This window comes from Limosilactobacillus panis DSM 6035 (assembly GCF_001435935.1).
GTDB lineage: Bacteria > Bacillota > Bacilli > Lactobacillales > Lactobacillaceae > Limosilactobacillus > Limosilactobacillus panis.
Genome location: NZ_AZGM01000022.1, coordinates 69,015 through 94,102, shown reverse-complemented (window position 1 = coordinate 94,102; position 25,088 = coordinate 69,015). Strand labels below are relative to the sequence as shown.

Below are 25,088 nucleotides of genomic sequence, written 5' to 3'. Positions count from 1 at the left end.
TAAACCAGGCTAACAGTCGTTTGGCGAATGCAGCCTGGTTAAAAATAACGTCGTCGATTATGCTAACTGTTGGAGCCGGTCCGGTCGGAAGCCAGAAAAAGCACTGCCGTTCGGTAACTTAACGACTGGCGTTGCCATGAAGCCGGCCGCTTTCAATTGATCGATGTATTCCGGCTGCTCATCAATGTTGTGCTCGACGAAGTTAATCTTATGTTGTTTCAAAAACTTCTTGGTCATCTTGCACTGAATACAGTTATTCTTTGAGAAAATTGTAATCATCGTGGTGCCTCCCAGAGAATTAATTCGTTATTGATGTTATTAAGTATAGTCAGAAATGAGGAAAAGTCAATCCAAAAATACCATATATTGCCATTCACTAGGTAGTGAAACACAATATATGGTAATAATAATGGGAATTAAGAACCGTGAAACTTTTTGCCTGGTTACTTAATCGCTAGATAAACTTTATTAAACTAAGAAGTAATTATACACTGAATCAGAAGGATGGAGAAGATGGAAGAAGAAAATTTAAAAAAAGAATACATGCGAATGGCAATTGAAGAGGCCCACCAGGCGGCATTACTTGACGAGGTGCCGATTGGGGCAGTCGTTGTCCACGACGGAAAAGTGATTGGGCGCGGACACAACATGCGTGAACGGTTCCAAGATGTGACTTATCATGCGGAAATGCTAGCCATCACTGAGGCGTGTGCTTACCTGCATAGCTGGCGTCTTGAAGACTGTGACCTGTACGTCACGCTGGAACCCTGTATCATGTGTAGCGGGGCCATCCTCAATGGCCGGATCAAAAACCTTTATTACGGTGCTAAGGACCCAAAAGCGGGGGCTGTGGATAGCCTTTACCACCTCCTTAACGATTCCCGCCTCAACCACCAGGTTAACGTTGAGAGTGGCCTCTTGGGGGCGGAATGCGGGCAAATGCTCAGTGACTTTTTCCAGGCAATTCGTAAACAGCGCAAGGCGGCTCACAAAAAACGTCGGGTAAAAGACTAGCAATTGTCGCTGATTTAGTGTAATATACTATATGCCGAAAGGCCTTAGAGCAAGGACGCGCTTACGAACCGTGTCAGGTCCGGAAGGAAGCAGCACTAAGTTTGTTGCATCTTGTGCTCTAAGTTTGAATGATAATTAGCTGAAGCTGGAAAAACTTTTTCCAGCTTCTTTTTATTCAGGGGGGCGGTAACTAATGAATTTTAGGACGGCCCCTTTTTGATAGTCCAATGGCGCAGAAAGCTAGTATAATATTAAAGTAATGTTTTAGACTTTGTACGATATAGAAAGGAAGCCCCGTGATGAGTTATCAAGCACTGTACCGGGTTTGGCGTCCACAGCGCTTTGATGAGTTGGTGGGTCAGCAAGTGGTCACGCAAACCCTTAAGAATGCCATTATCACCCACCAGATCAGTCATGCTTATCTGTTTGCCGGACCGCGGGGAACAGGGAAGACGTCTGCCGCCAAAATTTTTGCAAAAGCGGTTAACTGTCACCACCTAGAGGACGGTGAGCCCTGCAACAAGTGTGATATCTGTAAGGCAATCACGAATGGCCAACTCAACGATGTGATTGAAATCGATGCGGCCTCTAATAACGGGGTCGAGGAGATCCGTGACATTCGTGATAAGGCCAAGTACGCCCCCACCCAGGCGGATTATAAGGTGTACATCATTGATGAAGTCCACATGCTGTCAACCGGGGCATTTAATGCCCTGCTTAAGACCCTGGAAGAGCCACCGGCAAATGTGATCTTTATCCTGGCAACGACGGAACCCCATAAGATTCCTTTAACCATCATCTCCCGGGTTCAGCGTTTTGATTTTCGGCGGATTTCCGCGCAGGACGCGTTTAACCGGATGAAGTATATCCTGGACCAAAAGCAGGTTGACTATGAGGAAAAGGCCTTATGGGTGATTGCCAACGCTGCCGAAGGGGGGATGCGGGATGCGCTCAGTATCCTGGACCAGGTCCTTTCGTTCAGCGATAACCAGGTAAAGCTTGACGACGCCTTAGTGGTCACCGGGAGTGTTACCAAGCAGCTCTTGGAAAAGTACTTCTTTGAAGTCAGTGGGCACGAAAGCGCGGCTGCCTTAGATACGATGAAGGATATTCTCGGTCAGGGAAAGGACGGCCAACGCTTCATTGAGGACCTAATCTCCTTTATCCGGGACATCCTTCTCTACCAGGAATCACCCAAACTGATCATGGTTGAGAGTACTGGCCTGAAAGATGAGGACTTCCAGAAGATGAGCGCCGCCGCCTCCGCAACGGCCCTCTACCAGATGATTGACGAACTGAATGGCATTCAAGAAGAGATGCGGTTTACCACCCACCCGGATGTTTACCTGGAAGTTCTGACGGTTAAGCTCGCCCAGGTTGGTGTCCAGGGTAATACCCAGCAGACCCCGCCAAGGCAAACGGCGAGTGTGCCATCCACAGGCGGCGACCAAGCTGATAAGCAAGCCGTTTCTCAGCTTCAAGACGAGGTTCACCAGCTTCAGGCAACGGTCAAGAAACTGCAGAGTGAGTTGAATACCAAGAGTTCGGTCGTTACCAAAGCAGCCCCCCAGCAACCGCGGGTTCAGCAGCATAATGTTGAGGTTAAGCTCAGCGCAATCAATCCCGTCTTGGGGAAGGCCACACGTCGGGATCTGGTTGAGATTCAGGGCCTGTGGCAAGAACTACTGTCAAAGCTCAGTGTTCCCCAGCGGTCGCTTTTGCACGTCTCTAAGCCAGTCGCGGCAAGTAAGAATGGGGTAATCGTTGCCTTTGACTACGCCTTCCTTTTCCAACAGGCGATGGATGACGAGGCCCTGTTGACGAGCATGGAGCAAGGTCTCCAGGAGCTAACTGGCGAGGAACGCCGGGTAGTGTTTGTTCCTAAAGACAAGTGGCCAGCGATCCGGCGGGAATACATTAAGGAGCATGGTCTCGATAAGCGGGGGTCAGCGCCGAGTCAGGCTCCGGCCAAGCAAGATACTGCTCCTGCTAAAGCACCGGATGCGGCCCCAGCGGCCCAACCGGCGCCAAGTGATGCAGGATCGGCGGCCACGTCGGCAGACCCGGTCACAAAGGCCCAACAACTATTTGGCGAAGACATTGTTAAAGTAGAAGATAATTAATAGTAAAGGATGATGTAATTATGATGCGCGGAATGAACATGCAACAGATGATGAAGCAGGCTAAGGCCATGCAAAAGAAAATGATGGCGGAACACGAAGAACTGGCCAAGCAAGAATTTGTCGGCAAGGCGCCAGACGACATGGTGATCGCCACCTTCAATGGTGATAAGCAACTCCTCGACCTGAAGATCAACAAGGAAGCAGTTGACCCCGATGACATCGATATGCTGCAGGACCTGGTAGTTGCTGCCGTTAACGATGGGATGAAGAAGGTTGACGACGCCACCCAACAAAAACTGGGCAAGTACACACGTGGCATGGGGATGTAACTAGATGCAGTACCCAGAACCACTAGCAAAACTGATTGAAAGTTATACTAAGCTTCCTGGTATTGGGCAAAAGTCAGCTACCCGCCTAGCATTTTATACGCTGGGGATGGAAGAGGATGATGTCACCGACTTCGCTAAGTCCTTGTTGGCCGCCAAACGTGACCTGCACGATTGCAGTATCTGTGGCAACATTACGGAGGACGATCCCTGCCCAATCTGCCGGGACAAGACCCGTGACCGCACTAAGATCCTCGTTGTTGAGCAGTCACAGGACGTGATGGCGATGGAGCGGATGCATGAGTACCATGGCTTGTACCATGTCTTGCACGGGGTCATTTCTCCGGTCGAGGGTACCGGGCCTGAGGATATTAATATTGCGAGCCTAATCAAGCGCCTGCAAAAGAATGAAGAGGTCAAGGAAGTCATCATTGCAACCAACGCCTCCTCGGACGGCGAACTGACGGCCGGCTACTTGGCAAAGCTGGTCAAGCCCGCTAAGATCAAGGTTACCCGTTTGGCCCACGGCTTGTCGGTCGGCGCGGATATTGACTATGCAGACGAAATGACCCTTTTCAAGGCAGTTCAAGGACGAACGGAGATGTGAGAGAGTGCTATTTGGTCGCCGAAAAGATCGGGTTGCCCAGTTGCGTAACCAGCGTTTACTAAACGCTATTTATGATACGAAGGCCAGCTGGGACCATGCTAAGGAAACTGAGCGGGCGGTCTATGAAGCCAACGTTAGCAGCGAGCTTCGTGACCGCACCAAGATCCAGGAACAGAAGTACTTATATCTTTATAAGATTGCCCGGAAGTACAAAGTCCATGGCCAGCTCAACCATGGTGTCATTAGTCGTTAGGAACAGGTGAAAATAAAATGCAAGGAAAGTTCATATCTTTTGAAGGCCCAGATGGCGCAGGAAAGACGAGTGTCCTCCGCCAGATTCAAGCGGACCTGGAGGACCAGCTGGGAAAAGACCGGGTTGTGTATACCCGGGAACCAGGTGGGGACCGTATTTCTGAACAGATTCGCCAGCTCCTTTTTAACGCTGCTAATGGCGACATGGACGGGCGGACAGAGGCCCTCCTTTTTGCCGCCAGCCGGCGTCAGCACGTCATTTCGGAGATCCTGCCGGACTTAAATGCGGGTAAGGTGATCCTTTGTGACCGCTATGTTGACAGTTCAGTCGCTTACCAGGGAGCTGGTCGGCAGCTGGGTGAAAAGGAGATTTGGCAGTTAAACCAGTTTGCAATTGATGGGGTAATGCCGGAACTCACGGTTTATCTGGACATCGAATCGGAAATTGGCCTCCGCCGGATTGCAGAGCACCGGTCAGACCAGGTTAACCGCCTTGATAAAGAAAAACTGGCCTTTCACCAGGCGGTTCGCCAGGCCTACCTCCGCATGTACCACAATGACCCGGACCGTATTAAGCTCGTTGATGCCAGTCAACCGCTTGATCAGGTAATTACAGACGTGCGGCAGGTCATTCATACGCGTTATCCCGACCTATTTTAAGAAGATCTAAGGAGTGATTACTATGAAGATGATTATTGCCATTGTGCAATCCAAGGACAGCAATCGCTTACGAAAAGCATTTAACAAGGCCGAAATTCAGGTGACCCAGTTATCAACAACGGGGGGCTTCTTGCGTGAAGGAAACGCCACCTTTTTGATTGGGGTCAAGGATGAAAAGGTCCAACAAGTGCTTGACATCATTAAGAAAAATGCCGAGTCACGGGAACAATACGTCACTTCTCAGATGCACATTGACGTCGAGGGCGGTTCGGCCTTTCCTGTTAATGTCCGCATCGGTGGTGCCACCGTTTTCGTGATGCCGGTGGAACAGTTTCTCAAGTTTTAAGTAGGTGGTATTGGTGAACGCAGCGGAGGTAACCCGGGCAGAGCAACTCCAGCCAGTTTTGATTAGTCAGCTCAAACGGGTAATCAAAAATAAAGAATTGGCGCACGCCTACTTGTTAGTGGGGCCGAGTGGTTCCGGCAAGGAAACGGTGGCCCGTTGGCTGGCACTGCGGCTATTTTGCCTGCACCCGGTTGACGGGGAACCCGACGGCACCTGTCCGGAGTGCCAGCGCATTTTGAGTGAAAACCATCCCGACATTGTCCTTGCTCAGGCTGAGGGGCGGCAGATTAAGGTCGATACCATCCGGCGCCTGAAAAGTGAGTTTACCAAGAGCGCAATGGAGGGCAATAAGAAACTTTTCATTATCAAGGATGCCGAAAAGATGACCACGAGTGCGGCAAACAGCCTGTTAAAGTTCATCGAGGAGCCGGGACCCGGGATCTACATCCTGATGTTGACAACCAACAAGAGTGCCATCCTGCCGACAATTCAGTCGCGGACCCAGGTGCTCGAAATGGCTCCCCTGAACCGGCAGGAGTTGCTCAGTGCCCTGCAAGAGCAGGGGGTAACGGAGAAAAAGGCCCGGATTGCAATTGGCCTAACAGACTCGGTAACGACGGTGGTGGACTGGTGCCAGGATGGTTGGTTCGACCAGGCCGTTGCCGGAATTCTCCAGTGGTACCACCAGGTTAGCCAGGGAAAGATGATGGCCTTTGTCGGCGTACAGACGGACCTGGTCAAGCTCGGGGCCCATAATCGGGACCACCAGCTCGTTTTACTTGACCTGGCAGCCCTGATTTGGCGGGATACCCTCTTGGCAGCAAACGGGATTGAGGACCAGGACCGCTTTCACTTTGTTGAAGAATTGACGGCGATTAAATCTGTGGGGCAACACTATTCGATGGCCGACCTGCTGACGGTTAGCCAGTTAACCCTAGCCACCCGCCACTACTTAGAGCAAAATATTAGCTTTCAAAATATTTTGGAAGAATTGACGATTCGCATTGTCCAGACATTGACAGATTAATGGAGGCGCGATCATGAACGATGATCAGCAGCGAAACAGCATTTATGATAGTTTAGGGAAACTCAGCAACCAGCTGGGTGAGATGACGAGCGAATTGGCGGACTTGAAAACGCAACTGAACAACGTCCTGGCCCAGAACGCGGAACTGACGATTGAAAATAACCACCTCCAACAGGCAATCAAGAAGCTCCGTGACCAGCGGGGAGAACAGCAGTTGTCGACGGGGCGGCGAACGCTCAATGAGCTTTACCACCAGGGCTTTCATGTTTGCCGGAAGCACTTTGGTGAACGGCTTGCCCCGCACGAAAGCTGCATTTTCTGTGACGAGGCGATTTTTAGTGGAATCAATGACCAACAGAAACAATAAGGGGTAAGTGGATGCAACAAATTAGTAGTTTTCAAAATAGTGATACAGGACGGCTTTACTTGGTACCAACACCGATTGGTAACCTCGATGACATGACCTTCCGGGCAGTTAAAACCCTACGCGAAGTGGACCTGATTGCAGCTGAGGATACCCGTCACACCCAGCAGCTGCTTAACCACTTTGAGATCGATACAAAGGAAATCAGCTTTCACGAGCACAATACGGAGCAACGGATCCCAGAACTGATTGAGAAGCTCAAAAATGGGGTAACCATCGCCCAGTGCAGTGATGCGGGGATGCCATCCATCTCGGACCCGGGTAAGGAACTGGTTGCTGCCGCGGTCAAAGCGGGGATTCCGGTTGTTCCCCTCCCCGGTGCCAACGCCGGCCTGACCGCTTTGATTGCCTCGGGCCTGGCCCCGCAGCCCTTTTACTTCTACGGCTTTTTGCAACGGAAGCACCAGCAGCAGGTGACCGAGTTGCAGGCAATGGTCAACCGGCCGGAAACGCTGATCTTTTACGAGGCGCCTCACCGGCTGAAGAAGACCCTCGCAACCCTGGCGGAGGTTTTAGGGGCCGGCCGCCAGGCGGTTCTCGCGCGTGAACTTACTAAGCGTTATGAGGAATTCAGTCGGGGGTCACTCGGGGAGTTGCAGGCCTACTTTACTGAGCACAGCCCGCGCGGTGAGTTCGTGGTTTTGGTTGCTGGAAACCCGCACCCTCAAGAGGACACCCAGCCGGCCAGTGACTTATCCCCATTGGAGCAAGTTGACCAGGAAATCGTGAAGGGTCTGTCGACTAACGCGGCGATCAAGCTAGTCGCTAAACGCAACGGCCTTAACCGTCAGCAACTTTACCGTCAGTACCACCATATAGGAGAATAATTGTGACAGAACTTCAACAGACCGCAAATTGCTATGAGATGTTGCACCAACTTAAGTACTATGAGTGCACTGACACTGGTCATCCTGGCCTCAGCATGCTGATGAGCATGATGACGATGGTTTCGGATGCCCACTCCATCTTTATGGGCCTTGACCGCCAGAAGGTTGAACAGAGTGGGGGCGCCTGGGTGGTAATCTCGTATGAGGGCCACTTAAGTGCCAATCAGCCGCGCTATGGTGACCAGGTAATCCTGGGGACCCGGGCAACGGCTAGTAACGCCTTTTTTGCCCTACGTGAGTTCTGGATGGACGACCTGCACCACCATCACTACGCCCATATCAAGGCCCTCTTTGTGATGATGAACCTGCAAAAGCGACGCCTGATGAAAATCCCGGATGAACTACTGGCCCCGTTCGAATCACCAGTCCAAAAACGGCTGGATAAGCCCAAGAAGCCGGGTAAGCTCTCCGGCAATTTTACCAGCCAGCAGTACCGGGTGCGGTACTACGACATTGACGTTAACCACCACGTCAATAACGCCCGCTACTTTGACTGGCTGACGGACCCCCTGGGGGCGGTGTTCTTGCGCCACCACCAGCCGGTTGCCTTTACTATTCAGTACCAAAATGAGGTCCAGGAAAACGCCACGGTGGAAAGTCGCTTGGCCCGCATCCAAGATGACGGTACCACGACATCCCAACATGAAGTTTGGTCCGGTGGCGAGTGCTGCACTAGCGCTGAAATTACCTGGGCACCCGTGAATAATGGTTAGTAAACAGACCTTCATGGTTTAGAGTGAACCACGAAGGTCTTTTTCTGTTTAAATTATTAATAGACAGTCAACCGGTAATTAGTAGAATAAACAAACTTTGGCGAACGCAACTTATGGGCTATAATTAAATTAGTAAGAAGCGGAGGAGGGCTAAAGTGAAACAATCGTTAATTGCCGTGATTTATCTGGAGCCTGACCGGGTAAGTCTACGAATACTAGAGTTACCAAAGTTAAGAATAGTTAATAATGTCGAATCAGGTGAACTGGTAGTTGGGACCAACCGGGTAGCCAACTACGTCGAAAACATGGCCGCCATCGTCAACAATATCGATGGCTTCAAGCAGCAGATCAAGGATTACCAAGTGAAGAAAGTTTCTTTCTATGGCGCCCTGGAAGACCTTGATAAGGTAACGGCCCGTTACGTTGCTGACCAGCTGGAGGTGCGGACCGGACTGGAGATCACCTGGTTGAACAATAACCAACTGATGGCCCAGTCGATGAGCTGTGTTGTTAACCACCTGTCTGAATTTAAGAACCTCAGTAAGCACTGCCTCTACCTGGTAAGCCTGGGCCTGGATTCATTGAGTCTGGCCTTTTTCCACCACGGAAACTTTGAGACCCTGTGGGAACTAGACCTTGGTGGGGCCCAAATCAGCCGTCTGGTTGACCGTCTTCGGCAGACGACGACCAACCCCCAGGAAATCATCCAAGACTATATCAGTAGTAAGCTTGGCTATATTGCCCCCGAGCTGATTCAAAAGAAGAAGACGACCTTGTTAATTCAAAACGCCCCTGTCTTGGGTAAACGCTACGTTAGCCGGGGGAGCCACCTGGGTGAGATTCCGTTGGACCTGTTTGACAAGGCTGATGAACCGGTTGATCTTCTGGCACCATCGAAGGGCTTCTGGAGTGGCCTGGCAGTAGAGAATTACCGGAAGAACCTGCTCGTGCCGAACTACATGGTGATTGCGCGGGCAGCGCAGTTGATTCACCCCCAGAAGGCTTACGTTACGAATATTTCGGTGATGGACGGCTTGACCAATGGAATTGCTGTCAATAACGACCAGTCCCGCCAGCAGGTTCAGACGATGATTAGGACGTCAGCCGACAACCTGGCACAACGCTACGGGGTCGACACGGCGCACCAACACTTCGTGACCCACTTTGCCCTGCAGTTCTTTGACCAACTGCGGCCAATTCACCGCTTGGGTAACCACGAGCGCCTCCTGCTGGAGATTGCTTGCAAGGTTGACGATATTGGAAACTTCATTAACCAGCGGAGTCACTACCGCCACTCAGCATATATTCTCCAAGCCAACCCGTGGATCGGTCTTTCTGACGATGATAACCAAATCATTGCGGAGGTGGCTCGCTACCATAGTGCCGAGTCGCCAACCGTTTTCCAGCCCCACTACCGCCGGCTTGATGATGATATCCAGCTAACGGTTGCTAAGTTGGCTGCAATCTTACGGGTAGTGGATTCTTTAGACGATTCCCGCCAACAGAAGATTAAGAAGATCAGCCTAAAGCTGACGGATGACGGCCGGTTAAAAATTAAGGCAACCGCTAACGATGACCTGGTTTTGGAGAAGTGGTCATTTAGTACAAAGGCCAAGCTCTTTACTGATGTTTATGGAATTAAACCGGTACTGATTGAGAGGGGATAATGATGTACAAAGACTTTTATAAACCAGAAAACTATGTAAACCGTGAATTAAGTTGGATTGACTTCAATGGTCGGGTCCTGGGTGAAGCCACCGACATGAGTAACCCCCTGCTGGAACGGGCTAATTTCTTGGGGATTACCCAGAGTAATGTTGACGAATTCTTCATGATCCGGGTGGCCTCACTCCACAAGCTGGCCGCGGCCAACGTCACAACGACCGATGCGTCCGGCCTGACTCCCGAAGAGCAGTTGAATGCGGTCAACAAGAAGGAACACCGGATGGTGAAGGAACGTTACGAAATCTATAACCAGCAGGTGATTCCCCAGCTGGCTGGGCAGAATATTAATATTTTGCACATTAATGACCTCGATGAAAAGCAGTACGAATTCATCAAGCGTTACTTTAATGACGAACTGATGCCGGTCTTAACGCCGATGGCTGACGACAGTTCCCGGCCGTTTCCGTTAATTTCAAATAGTTCCTTGAACATTGCCATCAGCTTGCGGCGGGACCCCGCTAGCCAACAACACCATGGCCACGAAACCCTGGAAGGAGACCAGGAAGTCGACCGGCCCCAGGCTGAGCCTCACGATGACCGGAAGGAAGCCGACATTAAGTTTGCGACGGTCCGTGTTCCTGAAATCTACAAGCGCTTAGTGCGTTTACCAGGTGAAAATAACTTCATCTTGATTGATGAACTAATCAAGGAGTTCTTAAAACAGCTCTTCCCTGGTTACCAAATTCTGGCAACCGCGACCTACCGGGTCATGCGGGACATGGACCTTGATGTGGCGGAAGAAGATACCTCAGACTTGTTGCGGGCGGTTAAGCACCAGCTTCGGGAAAGAGAGCACGGCCAGGTCATGCGGCTAGAAGTGGAGCACGATATTGATTCCTGGCTGGAAGACCAGCTGATTGATAACCTCCATGTCAGTGAGCGGTCAATTTACCGGGTTAACGGTCCGGTTGACCTGACCTTCTTGAAGAAATTGTCGGGGATGGTCGACGGTCATGATGACCTCCGCTACAAGCCGTTTAAGTCTTATCTGAACCCAGCATTAGACATGGAACATGATATCTTCGCAGCCATCCGTCAGCGCGACTACCTTGTCCAACACCCGTACGATAACTTCGCAGCCGTGGCTAACTTTATCCACCAGGCAGCGATTGACCCGTGCGTGTTGGCGATTAAGATGACCCTTTACCGGGTTTCCGGAAACTCACCAATCATTAAGTACCTGGGGATGGCTGCCCAGCAGGGAAAGCAGGTCACGGTCCTGGTTGAAGTCAAGGCCCGGTTTGATGAACAGAATAACGTTCGCTGGGCGCAACGACTGGAACAAATGGGCTGCCACGTTATCTACGGCCTGGTTGGGCTCAAGACCCACTGTAAGGTGGCCCTGGTGATCCGGCGGGATGAGGACGGCCTCCGTCGTTACATGCACCTGGGAACCGGGAATTATAACGACGTCACGGCTCACTTCTATACCGACATGGGGATGTTCACCTGTGACCACGAACTCGGCGTCGACATGACTAATCTCTTTAACATGTTGTCAGGGTTTGCCCGGCCACCGTACTTCTATCAGCTGCGGGTTTCCCCAGACGGAATTCGGGAGTTCATTAACCAGAAAATTGACGAGCAGATTGCCGTTGCTAAGTCTGGTAACCCAGCATTAATCCGGATGAAGATGAATTCTCTATCCGATAAGCAGATTATTGCCCACCTTTACGATGCCGCTGCCAATGGGGTCAAGATCCAGCTGATTGTCCGGGGGATTACCTGCCTACGCAACGACCTCCCCGAGCTGCACGGTAACATTGAGGTCCACTCAATTGTTGGTCGCTTCCTGGAGCACTCCCGGATTTACTACTTTGAGAGTAATGGTCACCAGGAGATCTACCTGGCAAGTGCGGACATGATGACGCGGAACCTTAACCGGCGGGTTGAAGAACTCTTCCCGGTTCGCCAAGACGACACCAAGGCCCGGGCAATTCACATCTTTGACACAATGTGGAAGGATAACGTGAAGGCCCGGGTTCTTGTGGGCGACCACTACGAGCGGATTGACCGGGGAGAAGATGCTCCGTTCTCTTCTCAGGACTACTTTGTTAAGGAAGCGGTCAGCTTGAATAAGGAGGAAACTAACAAGGAGAAAGCTAAACGGCACTTTCCGACTGTTTTTGAGACGCTTTCGAAGCATGTTCCATCATTGCACCTGAAAGGAAAGGGAGATGCCAATGGCAAAGAAGAATAACCTCGCCGTAATCGACTTGGGCTCTAACTCCGTCCGTTTAAAAATCAGCGAACTAATGGAGGATGGGTCCGCAGTCACTAAGCAGTACCTCAAGCGCTATGTCCGCCTGTCATCACAGATGGGCCCGGAAAAGGTGTTGAAGCCTGAACCGGTAGAACGGACAATTGCCGCTCTAAAGGAGTTCCGGATTGTTTGTAATGACTACCCGAACGCGCGAATCGTTGCGGTGGCGACGGCGGCGGTCCGTCAGGCCGAGAACCAGCAAGAGTTCCTTGACCGGGTTAAGAAGGAAACGGGCTTTAAAATCAAGGTTATCTCCGGGGCCCAGGAGGCCTACCTGGACTATGTGGGGGTCAGCAATACCCTCCCGCTTAAGCATGGCCTGATTATTGATACCGGTGGGGCCAGCATGGAGCTGGTCGCGGTCGACAACGGTGCCGCGGAAGAAACGGTCAGTATCCCGATGGGGTCGGTGATCTTATCCCAGCGCTACCACCTCGATGACCAGATTAACGCGGCCAACCTCTTTGATGCGATGGTGGAAGTTGATGAAGCCCTGTCACACCAGCGCTGGCTGAGTCGCTTCCGCCGGACGGAAATCGTGGCTCTTGGAGGGTCTAACCGGGCCCTGGCCAAGGTCTTTCGCTGGCGGAACGCGGTTGACGGCAAACCAGCGCCCGTTCACGGTTTAACGATGACTTCGCAGACTGCATTCGGTATCATGCACGAGCTGCTGGAATATAGCCGGGCTGAACGGGCTAAAATTCGGGGGATCAATACGGAACGGGCAGACGTCATTATTGGCGGCCTCCTCCCGTTGCTAGCCTTGATGCGGCAGCTGGCTATTGATGAGGTCCAATTTAGTAATAGTGGACTTCGTGAGGGCCTATTATTTAAGTACCGTGAACATGAAATTAACTTTAATTAGTCTCTTTACTTAATTTTTACTAAAATTTACTGATTTTTTTAGTAAGTCTGTGCTACAATCATAGTGAAGAAAATGTAAGCGCCATTATTTGCTGGCGATAGTTGGAATAAGGAGGAGACAACATGGCAATTTTAGTTGCTGGTGGAGCTGGATACATCGGTTCCCACATGGTTAAAAATTTAGTTGAATATGGTGAAGATGTTGTTGTAGCTGACAACCTCTCAACTGGTCACCGGAAGGCCATTAATCCAAAGGCCAAGTTCTACGAAGGGGACATCCGGGACCGTAAGTTCTTGGACAAGATCTTTGATAACGAAGACATCACCGCGGTTGTTCACTTTGCGGCCTTCTCAATTGTTCCTGAATCAATGAGCAAGCCACTGAAGTACTTCGACAACAACACTGGTGGTATGATCACCCTGCTGGAAGCAATGCACGACCACGGAATCAAGTACATCGTTTTCAGCTCAACCGCTGCAACCTATGGTGTTCCAGAACACATGCCAATCAAGGAAACTGACCCGCAAAAGCCAATCAACCCCTACGGTTTAAGTAAGCTGATGATGGAAAAGATGATGGCCTGGGCTGATAAGGCATACGGTATCAAGTTTGTTGCCCTGCGTTACTTCAACGTTGCCGGTGCAGCTCCGGATGGAACGATTGGTGAAGACCACGGTCCAGAAACCCACTTGGTCCCAATCATCCTGCAAGTTGCTCAAGGAAAGCGGAAAGAATTAAGCATTTTTGGGGATGACTACAATACCCCAGATGGCACCAATGTTCGTGACTACGTTCATGTCATGGACCTGACTGATGCCCACATTCTGGCAATCAAGTACCTGGAAGCTGGCAACAAGAGTAACGCTTTTAACCTTGGTTCATCCACAGGTTTCTCCAACAAACAGATGCTGGAAGCTGCTCGTGAGGTTACTGGTAAACCAATTCCTGCTAAGATGGCTCCACGGCGTCCCGGGGACCCTGGTTCACTGGTTGCCGCTAGTGACAAGGCCCGGGAAATCCTCGGCTGGAAGCCAAAGTACGATGATGTTCACGACATTATTGCCACCGCTTGGAAGTGGCACTCAACCCACCCAAAGGGCTATGATGATCGCGACTAGAAGAGAAAATATGTGAATAGTCAAAATGAGGTTGTGACATAAGTCTCCTATATAGTTGGAAATACTACGGCGCAGTACACAAAGAGGACTCTAGTGTTCGGAAAATCCGAACGCTAGAGTCCTCTTTGTGCTTGCGGGGGTTCCCTACAGGCTAGCTTCGCGTCGAAAAACGAACTAGCAAGCTAGTTCTGTCTCACTCCCATTTTTAGGCTTCCCAAGGCAAAAGGCAGGCGGTTGTGATAAGATTGGTAGTGATTGAAAGGATGATTGAAATGAAAGTACTAGCCATTGACACCTCGAACCATCCGATGAGTGTGGCCTTAGTCGAAGATGATCAACTGCTGGCAACGACCACATTGAACATGGTCCGTAACCACAGTATTTATTTGATGCCAACAATTGACCGCTTGTTTAAGCTCGTTAAGTGGGCACCAACGGACATTGACCGGGTCGTTGTTGCCCAGGGACCGGGCTCCTACACCGGAATCCGGATCGCCGCAACTACGGCGAAAACCCTTGCGGACACAATTGACGTGGACTTAGTAGGGGTATCCAGTCTGGCAGTAATTGCCCGCAACGTTTTGCCAACCAGTAAGCAGGTCATTGTACCGTTCTTTGATGCCCGGCGGGGAAACGTCTTTGCTGGGGCCTACCAGTGGGAAGAAGGAAAGCTTACCAACCAGATTGAAGACCAGCACCTGGCAATGACGACCTTGCTAGACCAACTGGCAAAGATTGAGCGGCCAGTAATTCTGGTAGGGCACATGACCAAGCGGATTAGTGACCAACTTGAGAAATTACCAGAAAACGTCACCCTTGCTCCCCGGACATACGGAATTCCGTCTACATACCAGCTGGCGTTGGCTGGTGAGGGCCTGTCAGCGGTTAAGGAAATCGATCCGTTCGTTCCCCACTACCTCCGGATAACTGAGGCTGAGGCCAACTGGCAGAAGCTACACCCGGGAGAAACAAGAAAGAATTATGTTCGAGAAGTTTAAAAGCTGGTATCACTGTAAGGTGAACGCCCGCCGGCAACCAATATTAAAGTTTGACCGGCGGGTCGTTATGATCAGGAAACACCAGTACGTGGTTCGCCAAGTCAACGACCGCGATATCAGCTCCCTAGTCCAGATCGAGGAGCAGATTTACGGGAAGGCCCCGTGGAGTTATGCCGCTTTTCAACTTGAAATTCAGCGCCCCCACGACCGCCTGTACCTGGCAGTGGTCAATGATGGTCAGATCATCGCTTTCATGGGGATGGCGGTTGATTGGTACCACCTGGACCTCCACATTACCAATATCGGGGTGACCCCGGGTTACCAGCAGCATGGTATCGGCACCTACTTGATGCGAACGGCGATTGCTTATGCCCGTTACCTGCAGCTCCGGTCGCTGAGTTTGGAGGTCCGGGTTCACAACCTGGTTGCCCGTAAGCTTTACGAGCAGCTGGGCTTTCGCGAACACCGGATTAAGCACCGCTATTACGTTGATAACCATGAAGACGCGGTTGATATGCAAGCGGATTTATTGAGCAGAGGAGGAAAATAAATAGTATGGCAGAGCGGAATTTAATTCTCGCCTTTGAAACAAGTTGTGACGAAACGAGTGTTGCCGTAATTGAAAACGGGACAAAAATTTTAAGCAACATTGTCGCAACCCAAATTGATAGCCACCAGCGTTTCGGTGGGGTGGTGCCAGAGGTGGCCAGCCGGCACCATATTGAATGGATTACCCGGTGTATTGACCAGTCCTTGGCAGAAGCCGGGGTTAGTTACGAAGACCTCGATGCGGTTGCTGTTACCTATGGGCCCGGTTTGGTGGGCTCACTGCTGGTCGGCGTGACGGCAGCCAAGGTCGTGGCCTGGGCCCATCATTTACCGCTGGTTCCAGTTAACCACATGGCGGGACACCTCTATGCTGCCTGCTTTGTGGGTGAATTCAAATACCCCCAGATGGCCCTGCTGGTTTCTGGTGGGCACACGGAACTGGTCTACATGCCCCGGGAACACGAATACGAAATCATTGGTGAAACCCGTGATGATGCGGCCGGCGAAGCCTATGACAAGATTGGTCGGGTGCTAGGTGTCAATTACCCAGCTGGTAAGACCATTGACGAATGGGCCGGACAGGGAAAGGATACTTTCCACTTCCCCCGCGCAATGGAAAAGGAAGCTAACTATGACTTTAGCTTCAGTGGGCTGAAGAGTGCCTTTATCAACACCGTCCACAATGCGGACCAGCGTGGTGAAAAGCTTGATAAGAACGACTTGGCGGCTAGTTTCCAACAGAGCGTGATTGATGTTCTGGCGGAAAAGACAATGCGGGCACTGAACCGTTACCCCGTTAAGCAGTTGATCTTGGCTGGTGGGGTGGCCGCTAATCACGGCCTGCGGACCCGCCTGGACCATGACATGAAGAAGTTCCACCCGGATGTTTCAATGCTCCAGGCACCACTAAAGCTGTGCGGTGACAACGCGGCAATGATTGGCGCCGCTGGTTATATCAATTACCTGCATGGCGACCGGGCCGGTTGGGACCTCAATGCGGTGCCGGGCCTGATGTTTGACCGGATGAAGTAAAATTAATTTGATAAAAAAGGAGTCTAAGTAAAGGCGCACGTGACGCTGCTTAGACTCCTTTTTTGGGTAGAGCTCCATTACTCATCGTTTGGGTATAATGACTATCCATTAGCTTTATTGACCGCATTGATTACGGCGTAGCGGAAGCCGGCCTTCTCGAGGGCCTCTACGCCCCGGATGGTGGTGCCGCCAGGGGAGGTTACTTGGTCACGTAATAAGGCCGGCGATTGTTTGCTATCGGCGGCGAGCTTACCACTCCCCTTTACCATACTGGCAACGAGCTGGTAGGCGGTTTGTCGACTCAGGCCATACTTAACGGCTGCATCGCTCATTGCGTCCATGAAGACATCGACAAAGGCTGGACCACAGCCACCGACAATCCCGACGATGTCCAACTGGTCTTCGGGAACAACAATTAGGTCCCCAAGCTGGCCCAGGGCTTTTTGGATCTTTTCCTTAACGTCTGCGGAAAGGTCCTGACCGTAAGCCAAGCCAATTGCGCCGGCGTTAACGGCAACCGGAGTGTTGGGGATAATTGCCGCTAAGGACCGGTTGGGCAAGACCTTAGCCAGATCGGCGAGTTTAACGCCGGCCGCTGAAGAGATGACAATTGTCGACGACTTAAGATCGGATAACTGGCCAGCAACCTTGGTTGTGACCGAGGCCGGAGTGGTCAGAATAACAATGTCTGGTCGGTCAGCCACCAGCTGGTCATACTGGTTGAAGAGTTTGAAGCCCAGTTCCTTTGCCAGACTACTTACCCGGGGATTTTCCGGGTTCATTGCAACAATGGTGTCCTGGTGTTGGTTGACCAGTCCACGGATGATTGCCGAGCCCATGTTACCAACACCAATAATAGCGATTTCCATTTCCCACGCCTCCTTGATTAGTTACTTCCTATTGTAACTTAAAATAGCGGGGACGGGAATCATTAGTAATTGGTTGACAATTGATTAGAAAATAATTAGAATGCACTTAATGATTACAGGAAGGTGCTAAGTGATAAAGGAGGAGCGGCGGGGAATTGACCGGCCGCTTTCCACACTGATAGCAATAAAATGAGGTGACAAAATGAAAGTCAAAGTTGCATTGGCCCAGTTTAATATTTCCTTTGCGGCGCCACAAAAGAACCGTGAACGGGTTGCGGAGTTAACCGCAGCCGCGGCAAAGAAAGCGGCGGACGTGGTGGTTTTCCCTGAAATGTGGAACACCGGTTACGCACTCGACCAGCTAAATGAACTTGCTGACGAGCAGGGCCAGGAAACTGAGCAGTTATTCTATAAGCTCGCCCGGCAATACCAGGTCGGGATTGTTGGTGGTTCCGTTGCGGTTAAGGAGGGTGACCACTTCTTCAACCGCACCCTGGTGGTTGATCCCGTTGGCCAGGTCGTGGGGCGCTATGACAAGGTCCACCTCTTTCACCTAATGAATGAACACAAGTACCTAACTGCTGGTGACCAGGAAAACTATTTCCGCTTGGCTGGGGTGCCCAGTGCCAGTTTTATTTGCTATGACCTGCGCTTTCCTGAATGGGTCCGGACAGTAGCGCGGCATGGTGCTGACATCCTGTATTTCCCTGCGGAATGGCCCGCCCAGCGAATTGAGCAGTGGAAGATAATGCTCCAGTCGCGGGCCGTGGAAAACCAGGCCTTCGTTGTGGCCGTTAACCGGGTTGGGGACGATCCTGACAACCACTTTAACGGTCACTCCCTGGTAATTGACCCCTTGGGAAAAATTATTGTCGATGCTGGTGAGAAGGATGACTTGACGATGGCGGAAATTGACCTGGACCAACTTCAGAAGGTGCGGGGACCGATTCCGGTCTTTGTTGACCGCCGCCCGGAACTTTATAAGTAGGAGGGATAACGGATGGAATTTGCACAATCACACCTATTAGATACATTACCAAAACAGTTTTTTGCTAACCTGGTTGCTAAGGTCAACCAGAAAATTAGCGAGGGGGTCGACGTGATTAACCTACATCGTCAAGAGTACCCAGAAGTGGGTTGCCGACCCTAAGACCCATAAGTATTCACCATTCCAAGGTCTGCCGGCCTTTAAGCAGGCAGCTGCCGACTTTTACGCGGAGAAGTACGGGGCGCACTTTGATCCGGAAAGTGAGGTTGCCATCTTCGGGGGTTCAAAGATTGGCCTGGTGGAACTACCGTGGGCACTGATGAATCCGGGGGACACTTACTTGTTGCCGGATCCGGGCTATCCGGATTACTTCTCCGGTGCAGCGCTGGGGGACGTGAAATTTACTACCGTTCCCCTTTTGGAAGAAAACAACTATCTTCCTGACCTTAAAGCCATCCCAGAAGCGGTCGCTCGGAAGGCCAAGTTCTTCTACCTAAACTACCCAAACAATCCGACGGGGGCAGTCGCAACTCGTGAGTTTTACGAAGAGCTGATTGCCTGGGCCAAGAAGTACCATGTGGGTATCATCAGCGACTTTGCTTACGGGGCAATTGGCTTTGACGGCAAGGCGCCGCTCAGCTTCATGCAGGTGCCGGGGGCTAAGGACGTGGGGATTGAATTCTACACATTCTCAAAGACCTTTAACATGGCCGGCTGGCGGGTGGCCTTCGCGGTCGGCAATGCCGATATTATTGGGGCCCTCAACCTGATTCAGGACCACCTCTTCGTCAGCCTTTTCCCGGCCTTGCAGTACGCGGCTATTGATGCCTTAAAGGATCCGGCACGAGACGAAGCGGTTGCCCAGATTGTCCACCGTTATGAAGAGCGGCGGAACGCCTTCGTGAACGCGGCCAAGAAGATTGGCTGGCAGGCATTTGTGCCGCGGGGGACCTTCTACGCGTGGATGCCGGTTCCTAAGGGCTACACCAGTGAGCAATTCGCTGACCTCCTGCTGGAGAAGGGGGGAGTGGCAGTGGCACCGGGAAATGGCTTTGGGAAGCACGGTGAGGGTTATGTCCGCATCGGCCTTTTGATGGCACCTGAGCGGCTGGAAGAAGCGGTTGCCCGGATTGGTAAGTTGAATTTATTCTAAGAAAGTAGAAAATACAAAGGGAACTCTAGTGCTCGGCTTTTCCGAACACTAGAATTCCCTTTTGTAATGATTTAATTTAATGTTGCTGGTCAAACTCCTCCAGCTTTTCGGCGGCTTCCGTCCAGTCCAGTTCAACCTCGTCTGACTTTTTCTTCAGCTGGTCGAGCTGCTTCTGGAGGTCGGTAAGCTTTCCAATATCGGTGGCAATTTCCGGTTGAGCCATCTTTTTCTCAATCGCCTGTTGCTGCTCTTCAAGCTGGCCCATCTGGTCCTCCAGACTGTCAACGGCCCGTTGCAATTTCCGCCGGGCCCGCTGCTGCTCCTTACTTTGCTTGTAGGATTGCTTACCTTTTGAGACCGTAGCCTTTTTTTCGCTACCGGGAGTTGTCGTTGTTGGCGTCGGTGCCGTTGCCCCCTGGGCAAGGTAGTCGTCGTAGTTGCCGACATAGTGGGTAACGCCGTCCCTTTGCATGTCAAGGATGTCGGTAGCTACCTGGTTGATGAAGTACCGGTCGTGGGAAACGAAGAGAACCGTACCGGGGAATTCATTGATGGCACTTTCGAGCACTTCCCGACTGTCGATATCCAGGTGGTTGGTCGGTTCATCAAGGATCAGGAAATCGATTGGCTTAAAGGAAAGTTTGGTCAATTCCAACCGGGCCTTTTCACCCCCGGAGAGGTCGTGGACAACCTTGTAAACATCGTCCCCCACAAAGAGGAAGCTGCCCAGTAGGGATCGAATATCCTTTTTGGGAACCTCTGGATGATCGTCCCACACCTCATCGAGAACCGTCTTGTTGGTGTGCAGTTGTTGCTGCTCCTGATCGTAGTAGCCGATATCAAGGTTAGCACCCAATTTGATGGTCCCGCTGATGGCGGGAATGCGGTGCAGGATGGTCTTTAAGAGGGTTGACTTACCAATCCCGTTGGGGCCAATGATCCCAATCCGCTGGGGCTTCCGCACGGCGAAGGAGAGGGGACCGGCCAGGACTTGGTTTTCGTAGCCGATCTTCAAATGGTCAACATCTAACACTTCGTTACCACTGGCTTTGTCACTGTGGAAATGGAAGTGAATGGACTTGTCATCAGTGCTTGGCCGCTCAAGCCGGTCCATCTTCTCGAGTTGTTTTCGACGAGCCTGGGCCTGCTTGGTGGTTGAAGCACGGACGATGTTACGGTTGACAAAGTCTTCCAGCTTGGCAATTTTCTTTTGTTGCTGGTCGTAGTGTTTCCATTCTGCCTTCAGCCGTTCTTGCTTGTGGTGGGTAAACTGGGTGTAGTTACCGGTATAATGAACCAGCGTTCGGTTATCCAGGTCGTAGACGTCCTTAACGACGTGGTCCAAAAAGTAACGGTCGTGAGAGACGACCAGTAGGGCTCCCTGGTAACTCTTCAGGTAGTCTTCCAACCAGGCCAAGACGTTCATGTCCAGGTGGTTGGTTGGTTCATCAAGGATCAGCAGGTCAGGGGCCTGGAGGAGGATCTTGGCCAGTGCTAACTTCGTCTTCTGACCACCGGAGAGGGCGTTGACGGGGGTATTATAATACTGCTCGCCAAAACCAAAGCCCGTCAGGATTCCCCGCATCCGGGACTCATATTCAAAGCCGCCCTCCTTCTTGTAGTTAGTTTGCAGGCGGTCATAGGTAGTCATGACTTGTTGGTATTGGGAACTGGTAGTATCAAGACTCGCTAGTTGTTCCTCTAACTGGCGAATCTCCTTCTCCTGCTCGTGGAGGGGAGCAAAGACGGTATCCAGTTCAGCCCAAATTGAGTTTTGGCTATCAAGTCCCTGATCCTGGGCCAAGTAACCGATGCTTAAATTTTTGACTTTACTGATGGTCCCCTCGTCGGGAGTGGTAATTCCGGCAATCATTTTTAAAAGGGTCGTTTTTCCTGCACCATTGCGACCCACTAAGGCAGTTCGCCCGTGGTCCTGGACTTGCAGGTTAATATTATGAAACAATACGTCCGCGCCAAAACGACGCATGACATCATTTGCTTGCAAAAGAATCATTTTGAAACCTCGCTAAATCATATGATAACAGTGTTTATTTTAGCAGATTTCATTTCAATTTAGTTAAAAAGGTAAAATTGTTTTGTATACCGCTTCACAAAATTGATGAAAATTGCTAGAATAATTAGGAAATGAATTTCACAAGTGCACCCAACCAGTCAAAAATCCCAAGAATCCGGCGATTGGCCGGGAGAATAATAATGGTTGGAGTAAAGAAACAGGGGGACAAAGATGGCTACCAAAAAAATACCACGCGCAACAGCACGGCGCTTACCAATTTACTATCGTTATTTGACGATACTGCTAAACGCAAAGAAGGAACGGGTTTCTTCGACTGAATTATCAGAGGCCGTTCAAGTTGATTCTGCAACCATTCGGCGGGACTTCTCTTACTTTGGGGAACTCGGAAAGCGGGGCTACGGCTATGACGTTGCCAGCCTTTTGAAATTCTTTAAAGGAATCTTGCACCAGGACTCTCTGGTCAGTGTCGCCCTGGTTGGGGTCGGCAGCTTAGGAAGTGCCTTACTGAACTTCAACTTCCACCAAGACACTAACCTGCGGATCAGTGCTGCTTTTGACAACAAGCCGGAACTGGCAAACAAGATCAAGAGTGGAATCCCGGTATACCCGGCCAGTGACATTAAAAAGCAACTCCAGGAACAGCAGATTGATATTGTTATTCTGACCGTACCAGGGGACAAGGCTCAGGACGTTACCGACCAGCTGGTTGATGCTGGGGTAAAGGGAATCCTGAACTTCTCACCTGTTCGCCTGTCCGTGCCGAAGGGTGTCCAAGTTCAAAACATTGATCTGACAAACGAACTTCAAACCTTAATCTACTTTATTAAGAACTACTCTAATGACAACGACTAGGAAGCCGACGGACCCTCGTTTGTCCTTCCTAACTTAAAAGAGCGCTAGTAGCCAGTATTTTCTGGGTGCCAGGGCCCTTTTTATTTCGGGGATAAAGTTAAAAGTCAAAATTAGTCAAACTTTATTATTGCTTTTTGAAAAAAAGATGGTATAGTAGAAATTGTGGTTAGCACTTAACAAGCAAGAGTGCTAAAAGCAAATACTAAATTAACAAGATGGAGGGATTAACGTGTTAAAACCATTAGGAGATCGCGTTGTTCTTAAAGCTGAAACTGAAGAAGAAAAGACAGTTGGCGGAATTGTCCTTGCTTCCAACGTAAAGGAAAAGCCAACTACTGGTAAGGTTATTGCTGTTGGCGAAGGTCGGACCCTCGACAATGGACAAAAGCTTGCTCCAGCTGTTAAGGAAGGCGACCGGGTATTGTTTGACAAGTATGCCGGCAATGAAGTTGAATACGACGGTGAAAAGTACCTGGTTGTTCACGAAAAGGACTTAGTCGCAGTTCTCGACTAGTTGTTGAATCATAATATAATCGCTTAAATAAAATCTATTCTATTTTGAGGTGACAATTAATGGCAAAAGATATTAAATTTGCTGAAGACGCACGGAGCGCAATGCTTGCCGGTGTTGATAAGTTAGCTGACACTGTTAAGACCACCATGGGTCCAAAGGGTCGGAACGTTGTTTTAGGTCAAAAGTACGGTAACCCAAACATTACTAACGATGGTGTTACGATTGCCAAGGACATTGAATTAGAAGACCCATTTGAAAATATGGGTGCTAAGTTGGTTGCCGAAGTTGCTTCCAAGACCAACGACATTGCCGGTGATGGGACCACCACTGCCACTGTTTTGACCCAAGCAATTGTTAACGCCGGAATGAAGAACGTTACTTCTGGTGCTAACCCGGTTGGCATTCGTCGGGGGATTGAAAAGGCCACGGCAGTTGCTGTTAAAGCATTGAAGAAGATGTCACACGACGTTAAGACCAAGAGTGATATCGAACAAATTGCTTCTATTTCAGCTGCTAACCCTGAAGTTGGTAAGTTGATTGCCGACGCTATGGAAAAGGTTGGTCACGATGGTGTTATCACCATTGAAGACTCCCGTGGTGTTGACACGAGCGTTAACGTTGTTGAAGGAATGAGCTTCGATCGTGGTTACATGTCTCAATACATGGTAACCGACAATGACAAGATGGAAGCTGATCTGGACAACCCATACATCCTGATTACTGACAAGAAGATCAGTAACATTCAAGACATCTTGCCATTACTGCAAAGTGTTGTTCAACAAGGTCGGGCACTGTTGATTATTGCCGATGACATTACTGGTGAAGCACTGCCAACCCTTGTCTTGAACAAGATTCGTGGTACCTTCAACGTATGTGCCGTTAAGGCTCCTGGTTTTGGTGACCGGCGGAAGGCTCAATTACAAGATATTGCCGTATTGACCGGTGGTACTGTTATCTCCGATGATTTGGGCATGAACCTGAAGGATGTTACAATTGATCAATTAGGACAAGCTAACAAGGTTACGGTTACTAAAGACGCTACTACCATTGTTGATGGTGCCGGCGCAAGGGAAGCCATTGCTGAACGGGTTGACCAAATCAAGCAAGCCATTGCCAAGACCACTTCTGACTTCGACAAGGACAAGCTCCAAGAACGTTTGGCAAAGCTTTCCGGTGGTGTTGCCGTTGTTAAGGTCGGTGCTGCTACTGAAACCGAACTGAAGGAAAAGAAGTACCGTGTTGAAGACGCCCTGAACGCTACCCGGGCTGCCGTTGAAGAAGGATTCGTTCCTGGTGGTGGTACGGCCTTAGTAAACGTCATTTCTGCTCTGGAAAAGATCAACGCAACTGGGGACGAATTAACTGGTGTCAAGATCGTAACTTCTGCTTTGGAAGCACCTGTTCGTCAAATCGCTGAAAATGCCGGGGTTGAAGGTTCTGTTATTGTAAACGAACTGAAGGGCCAAGACGACGGTATTGGTTACAACGCTGCTGATGGCAAGTTCGAAGACATGGTTAAGGCCGGAATCGTTGACCCAACAATGGTTACCCGTTCTGCCTTGCAAAACGCCGCTTCTGTATCCGCACTCCTGCTGACCACGGAAGCCGTTGTTGCTGACAAGCCAGAAGCAAACGACAAGCCACAAGCACCTGCACAACCAGGCCCAGCTATGATGTAATTGCCAACTTAACTATCAAAAAAGGGGACTGCTTTGACGGTCCTTTTTTTATTTCCCGGGAAATTTTTC

25 protein-coding genes, 1 other RNA gene and 1 pseudogene are annotated in these 25,088 nt (G+C 50.5%); 24 read left to right on the top strand and 3 right to left on the bottom strand.

Going from position 1 to position 25,088, the window contains the following annotated elements; genetic code table 11:
• Nucleotides 1–57 precede the first annotated feature (57 nt).
• Nucleotides 58–279: a glutaredoxin-like protein NrdH gene (nrdH, locus tag FD32_RS01875; RefSeq protein WP_047769229.1), complete on the bottom strand. Its 222-nt coding sequence runs from the start codon at nucleotides 277–279 to the stop codon at nucleotides 58–60.
• A 234-nt stretch (nucleotides 280–513) separates the two neighbouring features.
• Here nrdH and tadA point away from each other — a divergent pair, with 234 nt between their 5' ends.
• The 19 genes from tadA to tsaD all read left to right on the top strand — a co-directional run bounded on the left by tadA (nucleotide 514) and on the right by tsaD (nucleotide 16,929).
• Nucleotides 514–1,014, top strand: coding sequence for a tRNA adenosine(34) deaminase TadA (gene tadA, locus FD32_RS01870; RefSeq protein WP_047769231.1), 501 nt, complete (start codon nucleotides 514–516; stop codon nucleotides 1,012–1,014).
• 41 nt (nucleotides 1,015–1,055) lie between these two features.
• An RNA gene (gene ffs / locus FD32_RS09710) (signal recognition particle sRNA small type) lies at nucleotides 1,056–1,142 on the top strand.
• A 171-nt stretch (nucleotides 1,143–1,313) separates the two neighbouring features.
• Nucleotides 1,314–3,137, top strand: coding sequence for a DNA polymerase III subunit gamma/tau (dnaX, locus tag FD32_RS01865; protein ID WP_047769234.1), 1,824 nt, complete (start codon nucleotides 1,314–1,316; stop codon nucleotides 3,135–3,137).
• A 20-nt stretch (nucleotides 3,138–3,157) separates the two neighbouring features.
• The gene (locus FD32_RS01860; RefSeq protein WP_047769241.1) at nucleotides 3,158–3,466 is read left to right on the top strand and encodes a YbaB/EbfC family nucleoid-associated protein; all 309 of its coding nucleotides are present in this window, start codon (nucleotides 3,158–3,160) and stop codon (nucleotides 3,464–3,466) included.
• Nucleotides 3,467–3,470: 4 nt separating this feature from the next.
• Nucleotides 3,471–4,070, top strand: a complete 600-nt coding sequence (gene recR / locus FD32_RS01855; protein ID WP_047769243.1) for a recombination mediator RecR — start codon at nucleotides 3,471–3,473, stop codon at nucleotides 4,068–4,070.
• Between the two features lie 4 nt (nucleotides 4,071–4,074).
• A complete protein-coding gene (locus tag FD32_RS01850; protein ID WP_047769245.1) occupies nucleotides 4,075–4,323 on the top strand; it encodes a YaaL family protein in 249 nt (82 codons plus the stop codon).
• A 17-nt stretch (nucleotides 4,324–4,340) separates the two neighbouring features.
• Nucleotides 4,341–4,982 carry a dTMP kinase gene (gene tmk / locus FD32_RS01845; RefSeq protein ID WP_047769247.1) on the top strand — a complete coding sequence of 214 codons (642 nt, stop codon included), beginning with the start codon at nucleotides 4,341–4,343 and terminating at the stop codon, nucleotides 4,980–4,982.
• 22 nt (nucleotides 4,983–5,004) lie between these two features.
• Nucleotides 5,005–5,328, top strand: coding sequence for a cyclic-di-AMP receptor (locus FD32_RS01840; protein WP_047769249.1), 324 nt, complete (start codon nucleotides 5,005–5,007; stop codon nucleotides 5,326–5,328).
• Nucleotides 5,329–5,341: 13 nt separating this feature from the next.
• On the top strand, nucleotides 5,342–6,355 hold the full coding sequence (gene holB, locus FD32_RS01835; RefSeq protein ID WP_152666531.1) for a DNA polymerase III subunit delta': 1,014 nt from the start codon (nucleotides 5,342–5,344) through the stop codon (nucleotides 6,353–6,355).
• 13 nt (nucleotides 6,356–6,368) lie between these two features.
• Nucleotides 6,369–6,722: an initiation control protein YabA gene (locus tag FD32_RS01830; protein WP_047769254.1), complete on the top strand. Its 354-nt coding sequence runs from the start codon at nucleotides 6,369–6,371 to the stop codon at nucleotides 6,720–6,722.
• Nucleotides 6,723–6,733: 11 nt separating this feature from the next.
• On the top strand, nucleotides 6,734–7,606 hold the full coding sequence (gene rsmI, locus FD32_RS01825) for a 16S rRNA (cytidine(1402)-2'-O)-methyltransferase (protein WP_047769256.1): 873 nt from the start codon (nucleotides 6,734–6,736) through the stop codon (nucleotides 7,604–7,606).
• A 2-nt stretch (nucleotides 7,607–7,608) separates the two neighbouring features.
• On the top strand, nucleotides 7,609–8,379 hold the full coding sequence (locus tag FD32_RS01820; protein WP_053003063.1) for an acyl-[acyl-carrier-protein] thioesterase: 771 nt from the start codon (nucleotides 7,609–7,611) through the stop codon (nucleotides 8,377–8,379).
• A 155-nt stretch (nucleotides 8,380–8,534) separates the two neighbouring features.
• The gene (locus tag FD32_RS01815; RefSeq protein ID WP_047769257.1) at nucleotides 8,535–10,046 is read left to right on the top strand and encodes a hypothetical protein; all 1,512 of its coding nucleotides are present in this window, start codon (nucleotides 8,535–8,537) and stop codon (nucleotides 10,044–10,046) included.
• Nucleotides 10,047–10,048: 2 nt separating this feature from the next.
• Nucleotides 10,049–12,304, top strand: coding sequence for an RNA degradosome polyphosphate kinase (locus tag FD32_RS01810; RefSeq protein ID WP_047769259.1), 2,256 nt, complete (start codon nucleotides 10,049–10,051; stop codon nucleotides 12,302–12,304).
• Nucleotides 12,288–13,232: a Ppx/GppA family phosphatase gene (locus FD32_RS01805; RefSeq protein WP_047769261.1), complete on the top strand. Its 945-nt coding sequence runs from the start codon at nucleotides 12,288–12,290 to the stop codon at nucleotides 13,230–13,232. The genes FD32_RS01810 and FD32_RS01805 overlap by 17 nt, the downstream gene beginning before the upstream one ends.
• Before the next feature lie 122 nt (nucleotides 13,233–13,354).
• Complete coding sequence (gene galE / locus FD32_RS01800) at nucleotides 13,355–14,350, top strand: UDP-glucose 4-epimerase GalE (RefSeq protein WP_047769263.1); 996 nt, start codon at nucleotides 13,355–13,357, stop codon at nucleotides 14,348–14,350.
• Nucleotides 14,351–14,622: 272 nt separating this feature from the next.
• On the top strand, nucleotides 14,623–15,348 hold the full coding sequence (gene tsaB / locus FD32_RS01795) for a tRNA (adenosine(37)-N6)-threonylcarbamoyltransferase complex dimerization subunit type 1 TsaB (protein ID WP_047769407.1): 726 nt from the start codon (nucleotides 14,623–14,625) through the stop codon (nucleotides 15,346–15,348).
• Complete coding sequence (gene rimI / locus FD32_RS01790; RefSeq protein WP_047769266.1) at nucleotides 15,332–15,898, top strand: ribosomal protein S18-alanine N-acetyltransferase; 567 nt, start codon at nucleotides 15,332–15,334, stop codon at nucleotides 15,896–15,898. The genes tsaB and rimI overlap by 17 nt, the downstream gene beginning before the upstream one ends.
• A 5-nt stretch (nucleotides 15,899–15,903) precedes the next feature.
• Complete coding sequence (gene tsaD / locus FD32_RS01785; protein WP_047769268.1) at nucleotides 15,904–16,929, top strand: tRNA (adenosine(37)-N6)-threonylcarbamoyltransferase complex transferase subunit TsaD; 1,026 nt, start codon at nucleotides 15,904–15,906, stop codon at nucleotides 16,927–16,929.
• Between the two features lie 101 nt (nucleotides 16,930–17,030).
• On the opposite strand, the gene proC is transcribed toward tsaD, so the two are convergent.
• Entirely contained in the window at nucleotides 17,031–17,798 is a 768-nt protein-coding gene (gene proC, locus FD32_RS01780; protein WP_047769270.1) for a pyrroline-5-carboxylate reductase, read from the bottom strand.
• Between the two features lie 202 nt (nucleotides 17,799–18,000).
• On the opposite strand from proC, the gene FD32_RS01775 reads away from it, so the two are divergent.
• Nucleotides 18,001–18,786, top strand: a complete 786-nt coding sequence (locus FD32_RS01775; RefSeq protein WP_047769272.1) for a carbon-nitrogen family hydrolase — start codon at nucleotides 18,001–18,003, stop codon at nucleotides 18,784–18,786.
• A gap of 12 nt (nucleotides 18,787–18,798) precedes the next feature.
• Nucleotides 18,799–19,939 (top strand): annotated as a pseudogene (locus FD32_RS01770) (aminotransferase class I/II-fold pyridoxal phosphate-dependent enzyme).
• Nucleotides 19,940–20,015: 76 nt separating this feature from the next.
• On the opposite strand, the gene FD32_RS01765 reads toward FD32_RS01770, so the two are convergent.
• Nucleotides 20,016–21,953: an ABC-F family ATP-binding cassette domain-containing protein gene (locus FD32_RS01765; RefSeq protein WP_047769273.1), complete on the bottom strand. Its 1,938-nt coding sequence runs from the start codon at nucleotides 21,951–21,953 to the stop codon at nucleotides 20,016–20,018.
• A gap of 231 nt (nucleotides 21,954–22,184) precedes the next feature.
• Between FD32_RS01765 and FD32_RS01760 the strand changes: the two genes are divergently transcribed.
• The 3 genes from FD32_RS01760 to groL all read left to right on the top strand — a co-directional run bounded on the left by FD32_RS01760 (nucleotide 22,185) and on the right by groL (nucleotide 25,019).
• Entirely contained in the window at nucleotides 22,185–22,826 is a 642-nt protein-coding gene (locus FD32_RS01760; RefSeq protein WP_047769275.1) for a redox-sensing transcriptional repressor Rex, read from the top strand.
• 229 nt (nucleotides 22,827–23,055) lie between these two features.
• Nucleotides 23,056–23,340: a co-chaperone GroES gene (gene groES / locus FD32_RS01755; protein ID WP_047769278.1), complete on the top strand. Its 285-nt coding sequence runs from the start codon at nucleotides 23,056–23,058 to the stop codon at nucleotides 23,338–23,340.
• Between the two features lie 59 nt (nucleotides 23,341–23,399).
• On the top strand, nucleotides 23,400–25,019 hold the full coding sequence (gene groL / locus FD32_RS01750) for a chaperonin GroEL (RefSeq protein ID WP_047769280.1): 1,620 nt from the start codon (nucleotides 23,400–23,402) through the stop codon (nucleotides 25,017–25,019).
• Nucleotides 25,020–25,088: the final 69 nt, after the last annotated feature.